Source organism: Cohnella sp. GCM10012308, assembly GCF_042649185.1.
GTDB lineage: Bacteria > Bacillota > Bacilli > Paenibacillales > Paenibacillaceae > Cohnella.
The window spans coordinates 273,086-290,881 of sequence record NZ_JBHRYU010000002.1 but is presented as its reverse complement, the minus strand read 5'-3'; the positions used below and the strand labels follow the sequence as shown (position 1 = coordinate 290,881).

The window sequence follows — 17,796 nt, the reverse complement described above, 5'->3', positions numbered from 1 at the left end:
TTACATGTCTCCTGTTCGATCGGAATTGTTGATCAGTACGGCATGAACGATGAGGCGATGCGTCGGATTTTTGCGCGGATGGCAGGTGACCAGCGTCAGCTCGGAGACGCCGTTCCCGGCATTGTCCAGCACGGATAAATCGTCCGGTTCCACGATCTTGATGTCTGTAACGCGGTATGTAGAGCGGCCGATCGATGTGTCCACGTTCACGGTGTCCCCGACGGCGACTTCGCCGAGCCGGTTGAAATGTCTGCCGCGCGTCAGGCTTCTGTGTCCGGCGAGCACGAAGTTGCCCGCCTCGCCGGGCAGCCTGTCCGGCACGACCGTACCGGCGCCCCGCTTCAAGGCCGCCGCGTCCGAGCCGTAGACGATCGGCTCGCTGAGGTCGATCCGGTCGATCGAGACCGTACCGAGCACCCTGGCTCCGTCAATTTCCCGCCATTCGGGCAGCGCCGCGGAGGTCGTCGCGATATTCGTCGCGGCAGGGGAAGGTTGCACGGCCGCCGCATGCGTGCTCCAGGCGGCGAGCAGACGCAGCTCGCGTTCGTCTTCACGGTGCTCGGCCAGGCGGGGATATAGCACGAGCGCGATGCCCGCAGCCAACAATAGCAGCGCCGTCAGTGTCAGCGCGGGCTTGCCGCGCTTCGGTGTTCCTGTCAAATCAAAACGTTCCTCCTCCATTGCAGTCGAATTTCTATACTAGCAGTCAGTGTAAATTACAAAACTCTACAAAAACTGAACAAAGTATTTTAGAAATACGAAAAAACGGCAATGCCCTCTAAAATCAGGGCTTTGCCGTTTTTTTGTAATATCAGAAAGCATAAGTTTGTTGGCGATTCGTGGGCAGCTACGCTCGCTTTCGGCGTTAGCTTCTTTTTGCGCTTATTGCACCTTCCTGAACGCAACGGAGGCAGCGTTAGTATCCGTATGCGCTTATCTGCACCTTGCTGGAAGACCTGGACTTCATTGCTCCAACGTCGAGGCAGGCATGTCCGAACGACGGCCCGAGAACCAAGCCGCGATATCGGCGGAAGGCGGGTGACCGTATTGCTCTTCGCTCATCCTGACGAGCAGCGAATACTGCTGTTCGACCATGCTGTTTTCGCCGAGCCCCGCGTGCAGCTTCATTATAAGGAAGTAAACTTCCTCGGAATACGGAAAACGCGACTGAACCCGGTACAGCCAGTCCAATCCGTATGCGGGCATGCCATGCTCCTCGAGCAGGGCGGCCAGCCGGAGCGCATACCGGTACCAGAGCACGCGCAGTCTTCGGCGCTCCGTATCCGCCCACTCGTAGTCCTGCTCCTCGAAGTAATCGCCCGTAAACGCTTCAAGCCACGATTCGTACTGCTGCAGCTCATCTGGCAGCGACTCGTCGGCCGGCGGCATGCGCCTCTCCCAATCGTCCACGTCGATGAGGACATCGTCTGTCATGAGCTCGTAGCCGGCTTTCGTATTCAGGATCCGAATGCCAAGACGCGCAGACTCCATGGACTTGCGCAGTTGGTAGACCGTCGTATAGAGGAGCGCGTAGCTGCGCTCGGGCGCAAGCTCGGGCCACAGCAGCTCGATCAGCGTATCCTTGCGCGTCTGCTGCCCGCGTCGGTGAAGCAAGAAGGCGAACAGCTCCTGCGCCTTGTTCGTCCTCCAGGTGAGCTGCGAAGCGGCGGGTCCGTATTCGACGGACAACGTGCGGAAGCAGCGGATGACCGCATGGACGCCAGTCGGATCGGCATTCGCGGGAACAACGGGGACCGTCATGCTCTCCAGCCGCTGAAGCGTCTGCGCCAGGCGCGGGAGCAGCACGGGCTTGAGCAGGTAATCCAGCGCGTTCACCTCGAACGCCTTGAGGGCATATTCCTGGTAGGCGGTCACGAATACGATCCGGGCGCCGGGCAGCGCTTCCTGAAAGTGAAGCGTGGCTTCGAGGCCGTTCATGACAGGCATATCGATATCGAGAAAAACGACGTTCGGCTGCAGTGCGCCGAGTGCGTCCAGCGCGTCTTTGGCGTTGCCGAACTTGCCACAGATCTCGATGCCGCCAAGCTTGCGGAGCTGCCTTTCCATATCGTTCAATGCCAAGGGTTCGTCATCGACGATTATGCATTTCAATTCGATCCCGCCTCGTTCGTGATCCGGCGACGCCAGCGATCGCCATTTTTCTACATTATATCGGAATTGAGGGCAAAATGGGGGCTTGAAGCCATAAATTCTGCGCATGAACGGAGCGGCGTACAATAAGTAGCGAGGTGATGGACGAATGTTGAGGCTGGGCGTATTGGACCAATCTCCCGTTCTGAGCGGAGGGGGCGCTGCGCAAGCGCTGCGGGACACGGTCGAGCTGGCGCGGCTCGCCGAAGGACTCGGCTATTCGCGCTTTTGGGTATCGGAGCATCACAACGCGACAGGACTCGCGGGTTCCTCTCCTGAAGTGCTGCTGTCTGCCGTCGGGGCGCGGACTTCGCATATTCGGATCGGTTCGGGCGGCGTGCTGCTGCCGCATTACAGTCCTTACAAGGTTGCCGAAAACTTCAGGGTGCTCGAAGGCTTATACCCGGGAAGGATCGATCTTGGCATCGGCCGGGCGCCGGGGGGGATGCCGCTCGTATCGCGGGCGATGGGAAGGGAGGAGGGAAAGGACAAAGAAGCGGGCTTCGTGAATTCGTTGCACGAGCTCGCGGCTTATCTGAATCTCGGACCGCCGCTCGGATCCGGGCATCCGTTGGCAGGACTGGCGGCTTCGCCCGCCGTCCGAACGCAGCCGGAGGCATGGCTACTGGGCTCCAGCAGCCATAGCGCGCAGGTCGCTTCGGCGATGGGCGCGGGCTTTGCGTTTGCCCATTTCATCAATGGAAAGGGCGGGCAAAACGCCGCGCGCGCGTACAGAAGACAATTTAAGCCGGGACCGCTCGGCGCGTCGCCCCGCGTTGCGGTATGCATATTTGTCGTCTGCATGGACGACGACGGCCAAGCGGAGCGGGAAGCGGCATCGCTCGACCTGCGGCTGCTTATGAACGACAAAGGCGAGTTCGGCCGGCCTGTGCCGAGCCGCGAAGAAGCGCGCGCTTACGCGTACAGCGCGGCTGACCGCGCGAGGATCGCGGAGAACAGAAGCCGAATGATCGTCGGCGGCCCCGAACGGGTGAAGCGGATGCTTTACGCGCTTGCCTCGAGCTATGGAGCGGACGAGATTATCGTCAATTGCATTACCGCGGACGCGGCTTCCCGGTCCGCCAGTCTGGGGCGCGTCGCTGGCTTGATCCGCAAGCGGATCGCCAGGTAAATCCGGGCAGGCCGCATTGGCGGAAAGTAATAAGAATCGGGCGGGAGCCGGACGTTCGGCTATTCGCGCGGCGGTCGGCCGACGCAAGCCGAAGGCCTGCGCGCCGCCCGCCGTACGCGGTTTTTCGGCCTTTTGGGGGCGCTGTTTTTCGGTTTGTCAAAAGTGTTAACATACCTCACACTTCCACAAAAAATACCTTACATAAGTATTGACGCTCTTCTATCAAAAAATTTATAATAGCGACAGAGTTCAGGTGAAAAGTTGAACGTTGTTTCGTTTCATAAGACCTAATGTTCGGAAATGGGGAGGAAATTCGAAATGTCTGCACAAAACGTTTTGGATCTCATCAAGGAAAAGAATATTGAGTTTGTAGATTTTCGTTTCGTCGACTTGAACGGCCGCGCCCACCACATCACGCTGCCGGCGACGGAAGTTGACGAAGATACTTTCGTTAACGGCGTAGCTTTCGACGGTTCTTCGATCACCGGTTTCCGCGGCATCGAACAATCCGACATGGTTATGATGCCCGACACGGAGACGGTCTACGTGGATCCGTTCACCGCTCACGCTACCCTGATCGTGATGTCCAACATCTACACGCCGGACGGCGAACGTTACGACCGCGATCCGCGCTCGATCGCGCACAAGGCTGAAGAATTCCTTCAACAATCCGGCGTCGGTACGGCTGCTTACTTCGCACCGGAATCCGAATTCTTCATCTTCGACGACGTTCGTTATGAGAGCACGATGAATTCGTCCTCCTTCTTCGTCGATTCCGAAGAAGCCGCTTGGAACACGAACCGCAAGGAAGAAGGCGGCAACCTGGGCTTCAAAATCGGCGTCAAGGGCGGCTATGTGCCTGTAGCTCCGGTCGACTCCCAACAAGACATCCGCAGCGAGATGGTCCGCCTGATGCAAGAAGCCGGCCTGCGCGTCGAACGTCATCACCACGAAGTGGCGACTGCCGGCCAAGCGGAGATCAACTTCCGCTTCGACACGCTGACGACGACTGCCGACAACCTGATGAAGTACAAATATATCGTGCACAATGTTGCCCGCCAATACGGCAAGGTCGCGACATTCATGCCAAAGCCGCTTTTCGGCGACAACGGTTCCGGCATGCACGTCCACAGCTCCATCTTCAACGGCGGCGAGCCTCTGTTCTACGAAAAGGGTTCTTATGGCAACCTGAGCGAGCTCGCTCTGAACTACATCGGCGGCATCCTGCACCACGCGCCTGCCCTGATTGCAATCACCAACCCGTCGACGAACTCCTTCAAACGTCTGGTTCCTGGCTACGAAGCGCCGGTTAACCTCGTGTTCTCCGCCGGCAACCGTTCGGCTGCCGTTCGTATCCCGGTCGCTGCCGTTACGCCGAAGGGCTGCCGCATCGAGTTCCGTACGCCGGACTCCACCGCGAACCCTTACCTCGCTTTCGCAGCGATGCTGATGGCAGGCCTCGACGGCATCAAGCGCAAGATCGATCCGCGCGCGCTGGGCTACGGTCCGTTCGACAAGAACATCTACGAGCTGACCGACGAAGAGAAGGCAGAAATCCGCAGCGTTCCGGGCACCCTGGACGAGGCGCTTGACGCCCTCGAAGCGGACTTCGAATTCTTGACCGAAGGCGGCGTCTTCACCAAGGAATTCATCGACAATTACGTCGAAGTAAAGCGTGCAGAAGCGAAGGCTGTTGCCATCCGCATTCACCCGCACGAATATGGCCTCTACTTCGATTGCTAATCGAAGCCGGTTTATCGAAAAGCTCCCGCAAGGGAGCTTTTCTTGCGTGTGCCCGGCTTTACCCGGGAAACGGGATCGTATCGAGCCGCTCGTAGGAAGGCGAACGTCCGAGATGAGAACGGAAGATCGTGACCGCGTCCCCTGGCCAGACGGCGTGCAGACCTTCCTCGCGAGAAGCCGAAGCCTGCCATATTTCCTGGATCGATTCCTTCGCGCAGCGTTCTCCTTCGCAGCTGCGGGCGAGCGTAATATGCGGATGATAAGGTCTGGCCTCTGGTTCGTAGCCGATTCGTTCCCGCAGTCGTTCGCCGAGCAGCCGGTGAAGCTCCTGCAGCGGAGAGACGGCAGGATCCGCTTCCTGACTGCCGGCGACCGCATTGTCCTCGTTCGATTGTTCAATGCCGCACCAGAGCACGCGCGGCGCGGATGGGGGACCGAAGGTGCCCGGCGCGGAGAGCGCCAATCGGGGCGGCTCCGTTTGCCCGACGGCTTCGATGGCTGCGATCCGGATATCGGGAAGCTTGTCCTGCGGCGTATTGCCCAGGTAATGAAGCGTGATATGATAATCGGCAGGATGGGTCCATTTTCGATAAGATAGCGCGGACTTCATTCCTTGGGATATGCTGCCCAGTGCGCTTTCGATAGGCTGCGGGAGTACAATTCCTAGGAAAAGACGAAAGTTTTCCATAAGGTCCTCCTGGTTCGTTCGGGAATTTTCTGTTTTGTCATCCTTTTGCCCTTTAAAGCGGTTGAACACCTGAAGCAGCTTTGTTATGATGTTTGAAGATGAAACGACTACAAGGTGGGAAATGAAATGTCCAATCGTGCGTACAACTTTAACGCGGGTCCGGCCGCTTTGCCCTTAGAGGTTCTGCAGCGGGCGCAGGAGCAATTCGTCGATTTTGAAAACAGCGGCATGTCGCTGATGGAGATGTCCCACCGCGGCGCCATTTACGAACGTGTACATAATGAAACGGAGCAGCTGGTGCGGGAGCTGATGGGCGTGCCCAAAGGCTACAAGGTACTGCTCGTTCAAGGCGGCGCCAGCACGCAGTTCGCGATGGTTCCGATGAACCTGCTTAAGCCGGACAAGGTAGCCGCTTACGTCGCTACCGGCAGCTGGGCGACCAAGGCGATCAAGGAAGCGAAGCTGTTCGGCGAAGTCGCGATCGCGGCTTCCTCCGAGGCGGATGCCTACAAGCGGATTCCGTCCCTTAGCGAGCTTAACGTGCCGGACAACGCCGCTTATGTGCATCTGACTTCGAACGAGACGATCGAAGGGACGCAGTGGGCCGAATATCCGGATACGGGAGACGTGACGCTCGTCGCGGACATGTCCAGCGATATTTTGTGCCGGCCGGTCGACGTATCTCGTTTCGGACTTATTTATGCCGGCGCGCAAAAAAATCTAGGACCGTCCGGAGTCACGATCGTCATCGTTCGCGATGACCTGGTCGGCGCGCCGTCGATGACCGTCCCGACGATGCTTCGTTACGATACGCATGCCAAGAGCGGCTCTCTTTATAATACCCCGCCTTCATTCGCCATCTACATGGCCAACCAAGTTTTGCATTGGGTGAAGACGCAAGGCGGCGCCGCAGGCGTCGAGCAGCTGAATCGCGAAAAAGCGAATCTCATCTATTCGACGATCGACGCGAGCGGCGGTTTTTACAAAGGCTTCGCAAACCCGGACAGCCGTTCAATCATGAACGTCACCTTCCGCCTTGGCAGCGAAGAGCTGGAGAAGAAGTTCGTGAAGGACTCCGAAGCCGCGGGCTTTATCGGACTGAAAGGCCATCGCGACGTCGGCGGCCTGCGCGCATCGATCTACAACGCCGTACCGCTGAACAGCGTCAAGGCGCTCGTGGACTTCATGGGCGAATTCGCCCGCACCAACGGTTAGGTTCGACCGGCTGCAGCCGACGCATGCATAACAGGCCGGAATGGATTAACCGCGGCGCTCGCCGCGGTTTTTTCGCATCGTTTAACGACAATTGCCAAAGGAGGCAACGAAATGCCTTTTCATATCGTACTCGTCGAGCCCGAGATCCCCGCCAATACCGGTAATATCGCCCGCACATGCGCCGCGACCGGCACGCATCTGCATCTGGTGCGTCCGCTTGGCTTCTCGACCGACGACAAGGTGCTAAAGCGAGCGGGTCTCGATTATTGGTATGCCGTCAACATTACGTATTACGATTCGTTCGCAGAGGTCCGGAGCGCCTTCCCCGAAGGCCGTTTTTTCTACGCCAGCACCCGCAGCGCCCGCCGCTACAGCGAACTGCAATACAGAGACGGCGACTTGTTCGTCTTCGGCAAAGAAACCAAGGGATTACCCCAAGCGCTCCTCGACGAAAACCCCGGACAGAGCATCCGGATGCCGATGACGGACAAAGTCCGGTCGCTTAATCTGGCCAACTCCGCGGCGATCGTCGTTTACGAAGCGCTGAGGCAAACCGGTTTTCCCGGTTTGGAAGGCTAAAATCCTAATTTTTTCGACATAAATCGGCAAGATTCTTGCATTATTTTAAGCAAAATCTATTTTTTGCAGGGATTGTCGAGGAAGTTAGCGAACCTAAGGTTAAGACTTGGGCATAATCCGCACTTGTTATGAATACCGAAAGAATGGAGAGGACTGCTTTGAAGCCTGCTGGTGTCGTAAGAAAAGTGGACCAACTCGGCCGGATCGTGCTGCCGAAATCGCTGCGGAAGCGTTATCAGATGAATGAAGGAGATCCCGTAGAGATTCTGGTGCAGGGAGATCATATTATTCTGGAGCGTTATCGTCCGCGGTGCGTATTCTGTTCGTCCATGGAGAACGTCACCGAATACAAGGAACGCCATGTTTGCGGCGCCTGCCTGAAGGAAATGAACACGCTCTAATCTACAATTCCATGACCGTTAGCGAGAGCCTTTCCCGACCGGTATCGTCTGCCGGCCCGGAAACGGCTCTTATTCGTTATAGGGCGCGTATAAGCAACAGGTACTTATTCGTTACGAGGCTCCTCTGCATTAAAAGATTTCTCTGCATTAAAAGACCCCCAGGACAGCCGCTCGCGCGGAATGGTCTTGGGGGTCTTGCCGCTTCGCGAAGCTTAAGGCGGATGCCTGTCCTAATCGGGGATTAGAGACCTTTGGTCTTGTCCTCGTTGTAAGAAGCAGTCAGCATCGCCGTAATGAACATCGCGAATACAAGCATGACGATCCAGAACTTGTCGCTCATACCGAATAACATGTTCGACACCTCCACTAAACTTCCTCTATTATAACCAAGCCCGCCCAAAAAGAAAACGCAAAAAACGGCGTTCGCGCAGCATACACTGTATCGTGGGCAAAACGCCCGGCGCGCGAGCGCTCGGAAGCGATTGGAGATGGGGGCCATGATCAATTGGATGGGCGGCTGGCCTGCCGACGGTTTGCTGGCTGAAGCAGAGTGGCAGGAAAAGCGCCAGGCGTCGTCCGTCGCGGCCGCGGAAGCGATCGCGTACAGACTGCGCCGGCAGGAGACGGAAAAACGGCTCGCCTCGCTGGTATTGTCGGGCCAGCTCGGTCCGTATTGGCAGCCTGCGGACGACCCGGGACAATGGCTCCTTACAGACGATGCGGACGAGGCGCTCAGATTGACGACGAAGACGCTGCTGCAGCCGGGAGATTCTATTCTGGTCGAGCGCCCTACGAGCCGCACGGCATTGCAATTGTTCGCCCGGGCCGGCGCCGCCGTTTTCGAGGTGCCGGGCAGCAACGAAGGCATGGATCCCGAAGCGCTGTCTGACGCCATCGCCGCCGTCAAGCCGCGCGCCGTCTATGTATCCCTGACCTGCTCGGACCCGGCGGGCTGCAGGTGGAGCGACGAGCGGCGCGCCGCTCTGCTGAGACTGTGCGCGCAAGCCGGCGTAGCGCTCGTCCTCGACGAGCGACAAAGCCTGACATGCGATTGGACGGCGAACCTGGCCGCGGGAGTAGAAACAGGACCGGCCGCGATCATCGGCGGCTTGCCGTCCGGGCTCGTATCGGGCATGCGCTTCGGCTGGCTCCAATGGACGGGATGGACAGCGTCCGATCCGGCGTTCATGCCAATTCCCCCTGCGAGAAGGCCGGACCGGGAGCGGGATGCGCTGGACGATCGCGACGCGCTGCTCCGCTATTGGAGCGAGTCGTCTCCGATCCCCGCGCTCGAGACCTTAAGGTTCATCTATCGGACGCGGCACGACTTGCTGGCGGAGCGAATCGCGCAAGCGGGAATTCCGGGATTGATCTGCAAGCAGCCCGAAGCGGGAAGCCATGCCTGGCTCAAGCTGCCGGACGGATTGGAGGGCGAGCCGCTGCTGAAGGCGGCCTGGCTCGAAGGCGTGCTGTTCCAGCCGGGGGCAGGTTACTATGCCACGGCCGCGGACCGGTCGCGGCTGCGTCTGACGCCGGTCCATTCGGATGAGCGGGAAATATCGGAGGGCGTCAAGCGGTTGCGCCTGACGATCGAGGCTTTTACGGGAAGATCGGGTTGAAGCTTAGTAATCGGAGCCGCAAGCGAATAACAGGCCGTCGACGAGCTCGACGTCGCGGCGCATGAGGCGTTCGTCGCCGCGGTTCGTACACGCGCCCGAGCGTCCGTCGAACGTCCAGTAGTGGAGCGGACAGTAGAAATCGCCGTCGGCAAGCAGCACCTCTCCGCCGGCGTGCGGGCAATAAGAGAGAAGGAGCAGCATGCGCCCTTCCTCGTCCTTCGTCAGCCAGTAAGGCGTGCCGTCCAGCTCCAACGATAGAGGCTCTCCGGTAAACATCTCCGCGGGGCCGAGCAGAATGCGTGAATCAGTCATCTACGCTGCAACTCCTCTATATATAAGTTAGCCGATTCAAGAGCGTCGGCATTCATGGCTTCTTCAGCTTCGGAAGCGACCGCGCCGGCGTCCGTTCGCACATCGGCATCTGGGGCGTCTGCGGCACTTGCGGCAACGGCAGCGGCTGCGGCCCACGGGAACCGGGTCTTCCAGTACGATACCGCTTCGCCATACTCAAGCAACGCGTCATGACCGGCGGGCGTTAACGCATACAAGCCGCGGCCCGCCTTGGCGAACCAGCCGTAGTAGTTGCTGCGCAGCAGCTGTCCCGGATCGGCGACCCCGGTAAGCGCGCCGACCTGCCTGGGCGCGAGCGCAGGCGCGTCCGAGCAGCGGAGCGCCAGCGCGCACTGGAGCGCGCGCTCCCTGTAGGCCGTGACGAGCTTGCGCTTGTTGCTGCCGCCGACATTGTAATCGCCGCTGCGTCCGGCGAATTCCTTGAGCAGCTTGGCGGCGCCCTTGCGCCGGCCGCCGGATCTGGCCGTCGGCACGGCGACCGGGAGGAGCGGGGCGGCGGCAGCTGCGTAGCGCTCGGCGCCGACCTCGGCGACAGCGGCCGCGACTCCTGCAGCGGGTATGCCTCCAGTCGATATGCCTCCAGTCGGCATGCCGCCGGCGGGCGGACTGCCGATCTCGCACCATACCTCGATGACCGGCGCCTTGGTTTTATAGAAAGTGACCGTCATGAAGCCGAGGGAGAGCCTGCGGCACAGATCCGAGATCTCGCCGAAGCGCTGGTTGTGCGCGCCCTTCTTGACCCGGTTGCGCTCGACGGCCAGCCAGACGGCGGCGCCCGTGCGCTGTCGCTCCAGGCCTTGGAGCAGCAAGGCGAGGGTAAACGTTTTTTTCATCTCGACGATGACGGGCAGCGAATCGTCTTGCCGGAGCGCGACCAGGTCGCAGCCTTTAATCTCCGCCTTGACCTCATAGCCTCTCGCCGTCCAGAACGCTTTGAGCGCAGGATAAAGCTCCGTCTCGTATTTGACCGCCACGCCGCTTCCCCCGTTCGCCGCTTGATTCAAACATTATAGCACGGTCATTTATTTTCATCCCGTTTTCGGGGCAAATTCGTCCACCTCCCCGCATAGGTATAGAGTACGTTGCGAAGACGATGAATGGGCACACCGATAGAGAGACGTATGAGACAGGGAGGATAGCGGCATGGACATCTTCAAGCGGCTCGCCGAGTACCGGACTGCTAGCGAGAGGTTGACGTGGACGGGATCATTTCGCGATTATATCGATTTGCTGAAGAACGACCCCGTACCTGCGATGACCGCGCATTCCAGGGTATACGACATGATCGTCTCCCACGGTGTGGAAGAGCAGAACGGCGTCAAGAAATACAAGTTTTTTGAAAACGACATTTACGGCCTCGACCGTACGCTCGAGCGGCTGGTCGAAGAGTATTTTCACTCCGCGGCCAGAAGGCTCGACGTCCGCAAGCGGATCCTGCTCCTGATGGGGCCGGTAAGCGGAGGCAAGTCCACGATCGTCACGCTGCTGAAAAGAGGGCTGGAGCAATATTCGAGGACGGCAAGAGGCGCTGTGTTCGCGCTGCAAGGCTGCCCGATGCACGAGGAGCCGCTTCACCTGGTGCCCAACGAGCTGCGGCCCGATTTTGAAAAAGAGCTGAGCGTCCGCATCGAGGGCAACCTCTGCCCGTCCTGCGCGCTCCGGCTGCGCAGCGAATACGGCGGAGACATCGAGTCCTTCCCGGTCGAGCGCGTATTTCTGTCCGAGGATACGCGGACCGGCATCGGCACGTTCAGCCCGTCCGACCCCAAGTCGCAGGACATTGCGGACCTGACGGGCAGCATCGACTTTTCGACGATCACGGAATTCGGCTCGGAGTCCGATCCGCGCGCCTACCGGTTCGACGGCGAACTCAACAAAGCGAACCGCGGCCTGATGGAATTTCAGGAGATGCTGAAGTGCGACGAGAAATTCCTGTGGAATCTGCTCTCACTGACGCAGGAAGGCAACTTCAAAGCGGGCCGGTTCGCGCTGATCAGCGCCGACGAGCTCATCGTGGCGCATACGAACGAATCCGAGTACAAGACGTTTATCGCCAACAAGAAAAACGAAGCGCTGCAGTCGCGGATGATCGTCATGCCCGTACCGTACAACTTGCGCGTGAGCGACGAGGAGAAAATCTACGCCAAGCTCATCGGGCAGTCGGACATGAGCCACATCCATATCGCGCCGCACGCGCTGCGGGCCGCCGCCATCTTCAGCATTTTGACGCGGCTCAAGGAATCCAAGAAGCAGGGCATGGATCTGGTTAAAAAGATGCGGCTCTACGACGGCGAAGAGGTCGAAGGCTTCAAGGACGCGGACCTCAAGGAAATGCAAAACGAGTTCAACGACGAGGGCATGTCGGGCATCGACCCGCGCTACGTCATTAACCGCATTTCCAGCGCGCTGATAAAACAGGACCAGGAGTACATCAACGCCCTCGACGTGCTGCGCGCGCTCAAGGACGGGCTCGACCAGCATCCTTCGATCACGAAGGAGGAACGCGAGCGGTACTTAGGCTTCATCTCCGTCGCGCGCAAGGAATACGACGCTCTGGCGAAAAAAGAGGTGCAGAAGGCATTCGTCTATTCGTTCGAGGAATCGGCGCGCACCTTGTTCGAGAACTACCTTGACAATATCGAAGCCTACTGCAACTGGCAAAAAATCAAGGATCCGCTGACTGGCGAATCGATGGATCCCGACGAGCGCCTCATGCGCTCTATCGAGGAGCAGATCGGCATTTCCGAAAACGCGAAAAAGGCGTTCCGCGAAGAGATTCTCATTCGCATCTCCGCCTACTCGCGCAAAGGGCGCAAATTCGACTACAGCACGCATGAGCGCTTGCGCGAGGCGATCGAGAAAAAGCTGTTCGCCGACCTCAAGGATATCGTCAAGATCACCACCTCCACCAAGACGCCTGACGAAAATCAACTCAAGCGCATCAACGAGGTCATCAACCGCCTAGTCGAGGAGCACGGCTATACGACGGCCAGCGCCAACGAGCTGCTGCGTTACGTCGGAAGCCTGCTGAACCGCTGATCGCATCGCCCGCCATCTTCATACTGCATCGCCGATCCTGCCTCCGGCAGGATTTTTTTTGCCCTCTGATCAATGCGAAGGATGTGAAAAGTGCTGTTGACGGATTCGTGCGAAGCCACTATGATCTAACTAAGATCTAAGATAGATATTAAATTGAATCAAAAGGTGGGGCCGAAGTGAAGCCTTCCGCTTTTTTGCAAATGGGGCCGATGCAAGCCGCGTTCGAGGACGGCGGATTGCGCGGGATTGCGTATGGCGGCACGGAGATCGTACGCGGCTTGTATGCGGCGGTAAGGGATCCGAATTGGGGGACCGTCGAGCCGCGCTTAAGAGACGTTCGCTCCACGAAATCCGCGGACGAATGGTCGCTAAGTTTTGTCAGCCGTCATACGCAAGGCGATATCGACTTCGAGTGGAGCGGCGTCATCTCGATGCGCGCGGATCGGCTGCGCTTCGACTTCGACGGCGTCGCCCAACGGTCGTTTATGAAAAACCGGATTGGGTTTTGCCTTTTGCACCCGATGACATTCGCCGGCTTGCCGGCCGTCATCCGGACGGAAGGGGGGATCGTGCACGGCGCTTTTCCGAACGCGATCTCGCCGCATCAGCCGTACAAGGCGATGCAGGGAATCGAATACGAGCCGGTCCCCGGCCTGCGCGTGGATACGACGTTCAGCGGGGATCTGTTCGAAATGGAGGACCAGCGGAATTGGACGGATGCCTCATATAAAACCTATTGTACGCCGCTGGAGCTTCCCTTCCCGGTCCCCGTGGAGACGGGACAGCGCTTGAGGCAATCCGTCGTCATTCAGGTTGCAGAGACCGGGATTGCAGGCGGCGCAGCGGCTGATCGGCTGCGCAGCGTTTGGGCCGGCAACGGCGATCCGGTGCCGGACTCGTCCGTCCGGATCGAAGCAGACGGGGCGGCTGCGTGCCGCCTGCCCGACATCGGGGTTGCGCTGGCGGAGGAGGCGCCGGATGCCGGGTCTGCCGCATGGCTGGAACGGCTGCGGCCTGCACACCTGCACGTATCGCTCGACCTGGGCGATGCCGGTTGGCGCGCCAGGTTGGAAGCGGCGGCTGCGGCTGCTGCCGGATACGGCTGCGGACTGGCGCTGGAGCTGCTGCTGGACGACAACAGGGAGCGGTTGCCGGAGCTCGCTTCGCTGCTCGCGGACAACGGGAGAGGGCGGCCGATGCCGGTCTTGCGACTGCTGCCGTATGCGGCCGGCGCGTTCACGTCGGACGCGGCTACGATGCGAGGTGTCCGGGAAGCGCTTGCGGCTGCGGGTCTGTCGCTGCCCGTCGGCGGCGGCACGCGCGCTTATTATGCGGAGTTCAATCGCGCGGCGCTGCCGCTGACGGATATGGAGCTGGCCGCTTATACGATCAATCCGCAAGTCCATGCCTTCGACGATCGTTCCCTGATGGAGACGCCGGCCGCGCAGCGGGAGACGGCGCTCGACGCCGCCGCCAAGTCCGGTAAGCCGCTCTGCATCGGGCCGATCACCTTCAAGCCGCGTCTCAATCCGAACGCGACGAGCGGCGGCGGAGCGATTCCGCTCGCGGACCGGACGGACGCCAGACAGCACGGGGCGTTCGGCGCGGCCTGGACCCTTGCCAGCGTCTCTGCGCTGTGCGTGCCGGCGGTGCGCGCGCTCACCTATTTCGAGACGTCGGGACCGCTCGGATCGGTATGCGGCGGCAAGGCAAGTCCGCTGTACTTCTTATTGCGGGACCTGATGCGGATGCAGGGCGCCGACGTGCTGTCCGCGAGCCGCTCGGCCGAAGACGTCGCCGTTCTGGCGGTACGGGCGACCGACGGCGGGCTGCGGGTGCTGCTGTCCAATACGACGGCTGCGCCGCGATCCGTGAAGATCGACGCGGGAGCGTCGTATGCGCTCCGGTCCGAAGCTTCGTACGGCTCGTATGAAGCCGATGCTGCCGGAGAACACGGTCCGGCGCCTGTCGAAGCGATGGCGGAACAGCCTTCGGCGGATGAGCGTGACCGTCATGACCATGTTCGCAGAATACTGGCGCCTTACGGTTGCATTTGTCTTGATTTTGAGAAAAGCAGCGCTATCGATACTTAGGAAAGAAGGTGAATCGCGGGTGCAGCAATCTTATGTCCGCGCGACTTATTTAATAGAAACGCCTCACGATCCGCAGCGTGCAGCATCCATTATGGCGGGCGAGCAGTCGACCGGCACCTTCGTTGCCGTGCCGGGCGAGACGGACGAGGTGAAGGCGCGCAGCGCCGCCAGGATCGTCTCCGTCCGGCAGCTGGAGACCGTTCGCGAGCCGTCGCTGCCTGGCGCCACCGTGCCGGCCGGTCATAACGGAGACTATTACCGCTGCGAGGTGGTGCTCGATTTTCCGTACGCCAACTTTGGCCCGTCCATTCCGAACCTGATGGCGACGGTCGCCGGCAACCTGTACGAACTGCAGGAATTTTCGGGGCTCCGCTTGACCGATCTGACCTTGCCGGACGAATTCGCAGCCGCTTATCCGGGTCCCAAATTCGGGATGTCGGGAACGCGCAGGCTGGCGGGCGTGCACGACGGCCCGATTATCGGCACGATCGTGAAGCCGAGCATCGGGCTAACGATCGAGGAGCTCGGCGCGACCGTACGCGGGTTGGCCGAGGCTGGATTGGACTTTATCAAGGACGACGAGCTGAACGCCAGCCCGTTGTTCGCGCCGTTCGACCGCAAGGTGAAGGCCGTCATGGAGGAGATCGAGCGCGTCGCGGACCTAACGGGCCGCAAGACGATGTATGCCTTTAACATTACAGGCGACATCGACGAACTGCGGCGCCGGCACGATCTCGTGCTTGAGGCCGGCGGCACCTGCGTCATGGTCAGCATTCAGAGCATCGGGCTTGCCGGACTGGCCGAGCTGAACCGTTATAGCCAGCTGCCGATTCACGGCCACCGCAATCAATGGGGCATGATGACCCGGCATCCGATGCTCGGCATGGCGTTCCCCGCGTATCAGAAGCTGTGCCGGCTCGCAGGGGCCGACCATCTGCACGTCAACGCGCTGAACAGCAAGTTTTACGAGAGCAACGCGTCGGTCATTCGTTCGGTCGAGGCGATCCGCGAGCCGCTGCTCGGCGGCTACGAAGCGGTGCCGGTGCTGTCCTCGGGCCAATCGGCGGTTACGGCCGCGGAGACCTACCGGGCGCTCGGCACCGTGGATCTGCTCAACGTGGCCGGCGGCGGCATCATGGCGCATCCGGACGGACCGGCTGCGGGCGTGCGCAGCATGAGGCAGGCTTGGGAAGCGGCCAGGCAGGGCGTGAGCGCCGAAGACTATGCCGCTTCGCACCCGGAGCTGCGGCGGGCGCTCGACAAATTCGGCGGACTGCAGGTCGCGCGGGCCAAGAAAGAGGGCTAGGGCGATGATTGAACGCAAACTAGATAGGGAGCAGGAGCAGGAGCAGGAGCAGGAGCAGGAGCAGGAGCAGGAGCAGGAGCAGGCACGGGAGCAGGAGCGCCATCAGGCAGCCGGTCTGTTGCTTTCTTTCTACGGGGACGACTTCACGGGGTCGACGGACGTGATGGAGGCGCTGGCGCTGAATGGCGTGCGGACGGTGCTGTTCCTGGAGCCGCCGACACCGGAGGCGCTCGCCGCAGAGTTTCCGGACGTCCGGGCCTTCGGCGTGGCGGGCGTGAGCCGGGCGATGAGCCCGGCCGAGATGCAGCGGGAGCTGGAGCCGATCTTCGAGCGGCTGCGGGCGATCCCGACTCCGCTCGTTCATTACAAAATATGCTCGACCTTCGATTCGTCCCCGGAGGTCGGCAGCATCGGACGGGCGATCGAGCTCGCATCGGCGGTCTGCCCGGAACAGCGCTGCGTGCCGCTGCTGGTTGGCGTTCCCGAGCTTAGACGCTACACCGTCTTCGGCAATCACTTTGCCGGCGTAGGCGCGCAGACGTATCGTCTTGACCTGCATCCGACGATGTCCCGCCACCCGGTCACGCCGATGGACGAAGCCGATCTGCGCGTCCATCTGTCGCGGCAGACGGACAAGTCGATCGGCCTGATGGATATATTGGACCTGGCCGGAGACGGGGCGCGCGTCCGAAGCAGGCTGGCGGAGCGGCTGGCCGAGCGTCCCGACATCCTCCTGTACGACGTGCTCGACGAAGAACGACTCAAGCGAGCCGGCGAACTGATCTGGGAAGCGGCCGGGCAAGGCGGCAATCGTGTCGTCGTCGGATCGTCCGGCGTGGAATATGCGCTCGCCGCGCATTGGCGGGAGACCGGTCTCGCCGCTCCCGATACGGCGATGCTGCAGCCGCGAGGCGCCGTCGACCGCTTGCTGGTCGTCTCGGGGAGCTGCTCGCCGGCGACGGAGTCGCAGATCCGGTACGCGATCGCCGCGGGATTCGCGCCCGTGCCGATTCAGGCGGAGAAGCTCGTCGACCCGGCAACGGCGGAGCAGGAGCGGCGCAGATTGACCGGGGAGGCCAATGCGCTGCTGCGCGAAGGCCGCAGCCCGCTGCTGTACACGGCGCTTGGGGCCGAGGATCTGGCCATCTGCGCGACAAGGGAGAAGCTGGCGGGGACCGGCCATGCGGCGGCCGACACAGGCAAGTTGATCGGCGAGCAGCTCGGACGGCTGACCCGCGAAGTCGTCGCGGACAACCGGCTGTCGCGATTTTTGGTGGCGGGCGGGGATACGTCGGGTTTCGTCATGAGAGAACTCGGCATTTATGCGCTCGAATGCTTGATGCCGCTCGCGCCGGGCGGACCGCTGTGCCGGGGCTATGCCAAGGACGATCGCTTCGACGGCGTCGAGCTGGCGCTCAAGGGCGGCCAGGTGGGCAAGGAAGATTATTTTGTCCGCGTGCTGCAGGGCAGATAGGCGGA

15 protein-coding genes are annotated in these 17,796 nt (G+C 60.6%); 10 read left to right on the top strand and 5 right to left on the bottom strand.

Going from position 1 to position 17,796, the window contains the following annotated elements:
- Entirely contained in the window at positions 1 to 660 is a 660-nt protein-coding gene (locus tag ACFOTD_RS04500; protein WP_378116146.1) for a class D sortase, read from the bottom strand.
- A 303-nt stretch (positions 661 to 963) separates the two neighbouring features.
- Positions 964 to 2,112 (bottom strand): response regulator, encoded by a 1,149-nt coding sequence (locus ACFOTD_RS04495; RefSeq protein WP_378116144.1) that lies wholly within the window; start codon positions 2,110 to 2,112, stop codon positions 964 to 966.
- Between the two features lie 148 nt (positions 2,113 to 2,260).
- On the opposite strand from ACFOTD_RS04495, the gene ACFOTD_RS04490 reads away from it, so the two are divergent.
- Both ACFOTD_RS04490 and glnA read left to right on the top strand, forming a co-directional pair.
- Positions 2,261 to 3,283 (top strand): LLM class flavin-dependent oxidoreductase, encoded by a 1,023-nt coding sequence (locus ACFOTD_RS04490; protein ID WP_378116142.1) that lies wholly within the window; start codon positions 2,261 to 2,263, stop codon positions 3,281 to 3,283.
- A gap of 318 nt (positions 3,284 to 3,601) precedes the next feature.
- Entirely contained in the window at positions 3,602 to 5,026 is a 1,425-nt protein-coding gene (glnA, locus tag ACFOTD_RS04485; protein WP_378116140.1) for a type I glutamate--ammonia ligase, read from the top strand.
- 58 nt (positions 5,027 to 5,084) lie between these two features.
- On the opposite strand, the gene thpR is transcribed toward glnA, so the two are convergent.
- A complete protein-coding gene (gene thpR, locus ACFOTD_RS04480; protein ID WP_378116138.1) occupies positions 5,085 to 5,714 on the bottom strand; it encodes an RNA 2',3'-cyclic phosphodiesterase in 630 nt (209 codons plus the stop codon).
- A gap of 126 nt (positions 5,715 to 5,840) precedes the next feature.
- Here thpR and serC point away from each other — a divergent pair, with 126 nt between their 5' ends.
- From serC to ACFOTD_RS04460, 4 genes are all read left to right on the top strand, one after another.
- Positions 5,841 to 6,929, top strand: a complete 1,089-nt coding sequence (serC, locus tag ACFOTD_RS04475; RefSeq protein ID WP_378116136.1) for a 3-phosphoserine/phosphohydroxythreonine transaminase — start codon at positions 5,841 to 5,843, stop codon at positions 6,927 to 6,929.
- 111 nt (positions 6,930 to 7,040) lie between these two features.
- Complete coding sequence (gene trmL, locus ACFOTD_RS04470; RefSeq protein ID WP_378116134.1) at positions 7,041 to 7,508, top strand: tRNA (uridine(34)/cytosine(34)/5-carboxymethylaminomethyluridine(34)-2'-O)-methyltransferase TrmL; 468 nt, start codon at positions 7,041 to 7,043, stop codon at positions 7,506 to 7,508.
- A 158-nt stretch (positions 7,509 to 7,666) separates the two neighbouring features.
- Complete coding sequence (locus tag ACFOTD_RS04465) at positions 7,667 to 7,909, top strand: AbrB/MazE/SpoVT family DNA-binding domain-containing protein (RefSeq protein ID WP_282907680.1); 243 nt, start codon at positions 7,667 to 7,669, stop codon at positions 7,907 to 7,909.
- 497 nt (positions 7,910 to 8,406) lie between these two features.
- Positions 8,407 to 9,528, top strand: coding sequence for an aminotransferase class I/II-fold pyridoxal phosphate-dependent enzyme (locus tag ACFOTD_RS04460; protein ID WP_378116131.1), 1,122 nt, complete (start codon positions 8,407 to 8,409; stop codon positions 9,526 to 9,528).
- Between the two features lie 3 nt (positions 9,529 to 9,531).
- On the opposite strand, the gene ACFOTD_RS04455 is transcribed toward ACFOTD_RS04460, so the two are convergent.
- Both ACFOTD_RS04455 and ACFOTD_RS04450 read right to left on the bottom strand, forming a co-directional pair.
- Positions 9,532 to 9,840, bottom strand: coding sequence for a Rieske (2Fe-2S) protein (locus ACFOTD_RS04455; protein WP_378116129.1), 309 nt, complete (start codon positions 9,838 to 9,840; stop codon positions 9,532 to 9,534).
- Positions 9,837 to 10,853, bottom strand: coding sequence for a DUF2161 family putative PD-(D/E)XK-type phosphodiesterase (locus ACFOTD_RS04450; protein WP_378116127.1), 1,017 nt, complete (start codon positions 10,851 to 10,853; stop codon positions 9,837 to 9,839). The genes ACFOTD_RS04455 and ACFOTD_RS04450 overlap by 4 nt, the downstream gene beginning before the upstream one ends.
- Positions 10,854 to 11,022: 169 nt before the next feature.
- Here ACFOTD_RS04450 and ACFOTD_RS04445 point away from each other — a divergent pair, with 169 nt between their 5' ends.
- The 4 genes from ACFOTD_RS04445 (at position 11,023) to ACFOTD_RS04430 (ending at position 17,791) form a co-directional block, all read left to right on the top strand.
- Positions 11,023 to 12,918 (top strand): PrkA family serine protein kinase, encoded by a 1,896-nt coding sequence (locus tag ACFOTD_RS04445; RefSeq protein WP_378116125.1) that lies wholly within the window; start codon positions 11,023 to 11,025, stop codon positions 12,916 to 12,918.
- 176 nt (positions 12,919 to 13,094) lie between these two features.
- Positions 13,095 to 15,011, top strand: a complete 1,917-nt coding sequence (locus tag ACFOTD_RS04440; RefSeq protein WP_378116123.1) for a D-apionate lactonase family protein — start codon at positions 13,095 to 13,097, stop codon at positions 15,009 to 15,011.
- Between the two features lie 19 nt (positions 15,012 to 15,030).
- Positions 15,031 to 16,317 carry a ribulose-bisphosphate carboxylase large subunit family protein gene (locus tag ACFOTD_RS04435; protein WP_378116122.1) on the top strand — a complete coding sequence of 429 codons (1,287 nt, stop codon included), beginning with the start codon at positions 15,031 to 15,033 and terminating at the stop codon, positions 16,315 to 16,317.
- Positions 16,318 to 16,321: 4 nt separating this feature from the next.
- Positions 16,322 to 17,791, top strand: coding sequence for a four-carbon acid sugar kinase family protein (locus tag ACFOTD_RS04430; RefSeq protein ID WP_378116120.1), 1,470 nt, complete (start codon positions 16,322 to 16,324; stop codon positions 17,789 to 17,791).
- Positions 17,792 to 17,796 lie beyond the last annotated feature (5 nt).

Excerpts from the sequence above, each read along its gene's own strand:
- ACFOTD_RS04490 (WP_378116142.1), top strand. The coding sequence starts at position 2,261 with ATGTTGAGGCTGGGCGTATTGGACCAATCTCCCGTTCTGAGCGGAGGG.
- glnA (WP_378116140.1), top strand. The coding sequence starts at position 3,602 with ATGTCTGCACAAAACGTTTTGGATCTCATCAAGGAAAAGAATATTGAG.
- thpR (WP_378116138.1), bottom strand. The coding sequence starts at position 5,714 with ATGGAAAACTTTCGTCTTTTCCTAGGAATTGTACTCCCGCAGCCTATC.
- serC (WP_378116136.1), top strand. The coding sequence starts at position 5,841 with ATGTCCAATCGTGCGTACAACTTTAACGCGGGTCCGGCCGCTTTGCCC.
- trmL (WP_378116134.1), top strand. The coding sequence starts at position 7,041 with ATGCCTTTTCATATCGTACTCGTCGAGCCCGAGATCCCCGCCAATACC.
- ACFOTD_RS04460 (WP_378116131.1), top strand. The coding sequence starts at position 8,407 with ATGATCAATTGGATGGGCGGCTGGCCTGCCGACGGTTTGCTGGCTGAA.
- ACFOTD_RS04455 (WP_378116129.1), bottom strand. The coding sequence starts at position 9,840 with ATGACTGATTCACGCATTCTGCTCGGCCCCGCGGAGATGTTTACCGGA.
- ACFOTD_RS04445 (WP_378116125.1), top strand. The coding sequence starts at position 11,023 with ATGGACATCTTCAAGCGGCTCGCCGAGTACCGGACTGCTAGCGAGAGG.
- ACFOTD_RS04430 (WP_378116120.1), top strand. The coding sequence starts at position 16,322 with ATGATTGAACGCAAACTAGATAGGGAGCAGGAGCAGGAGCAGGAGCAG.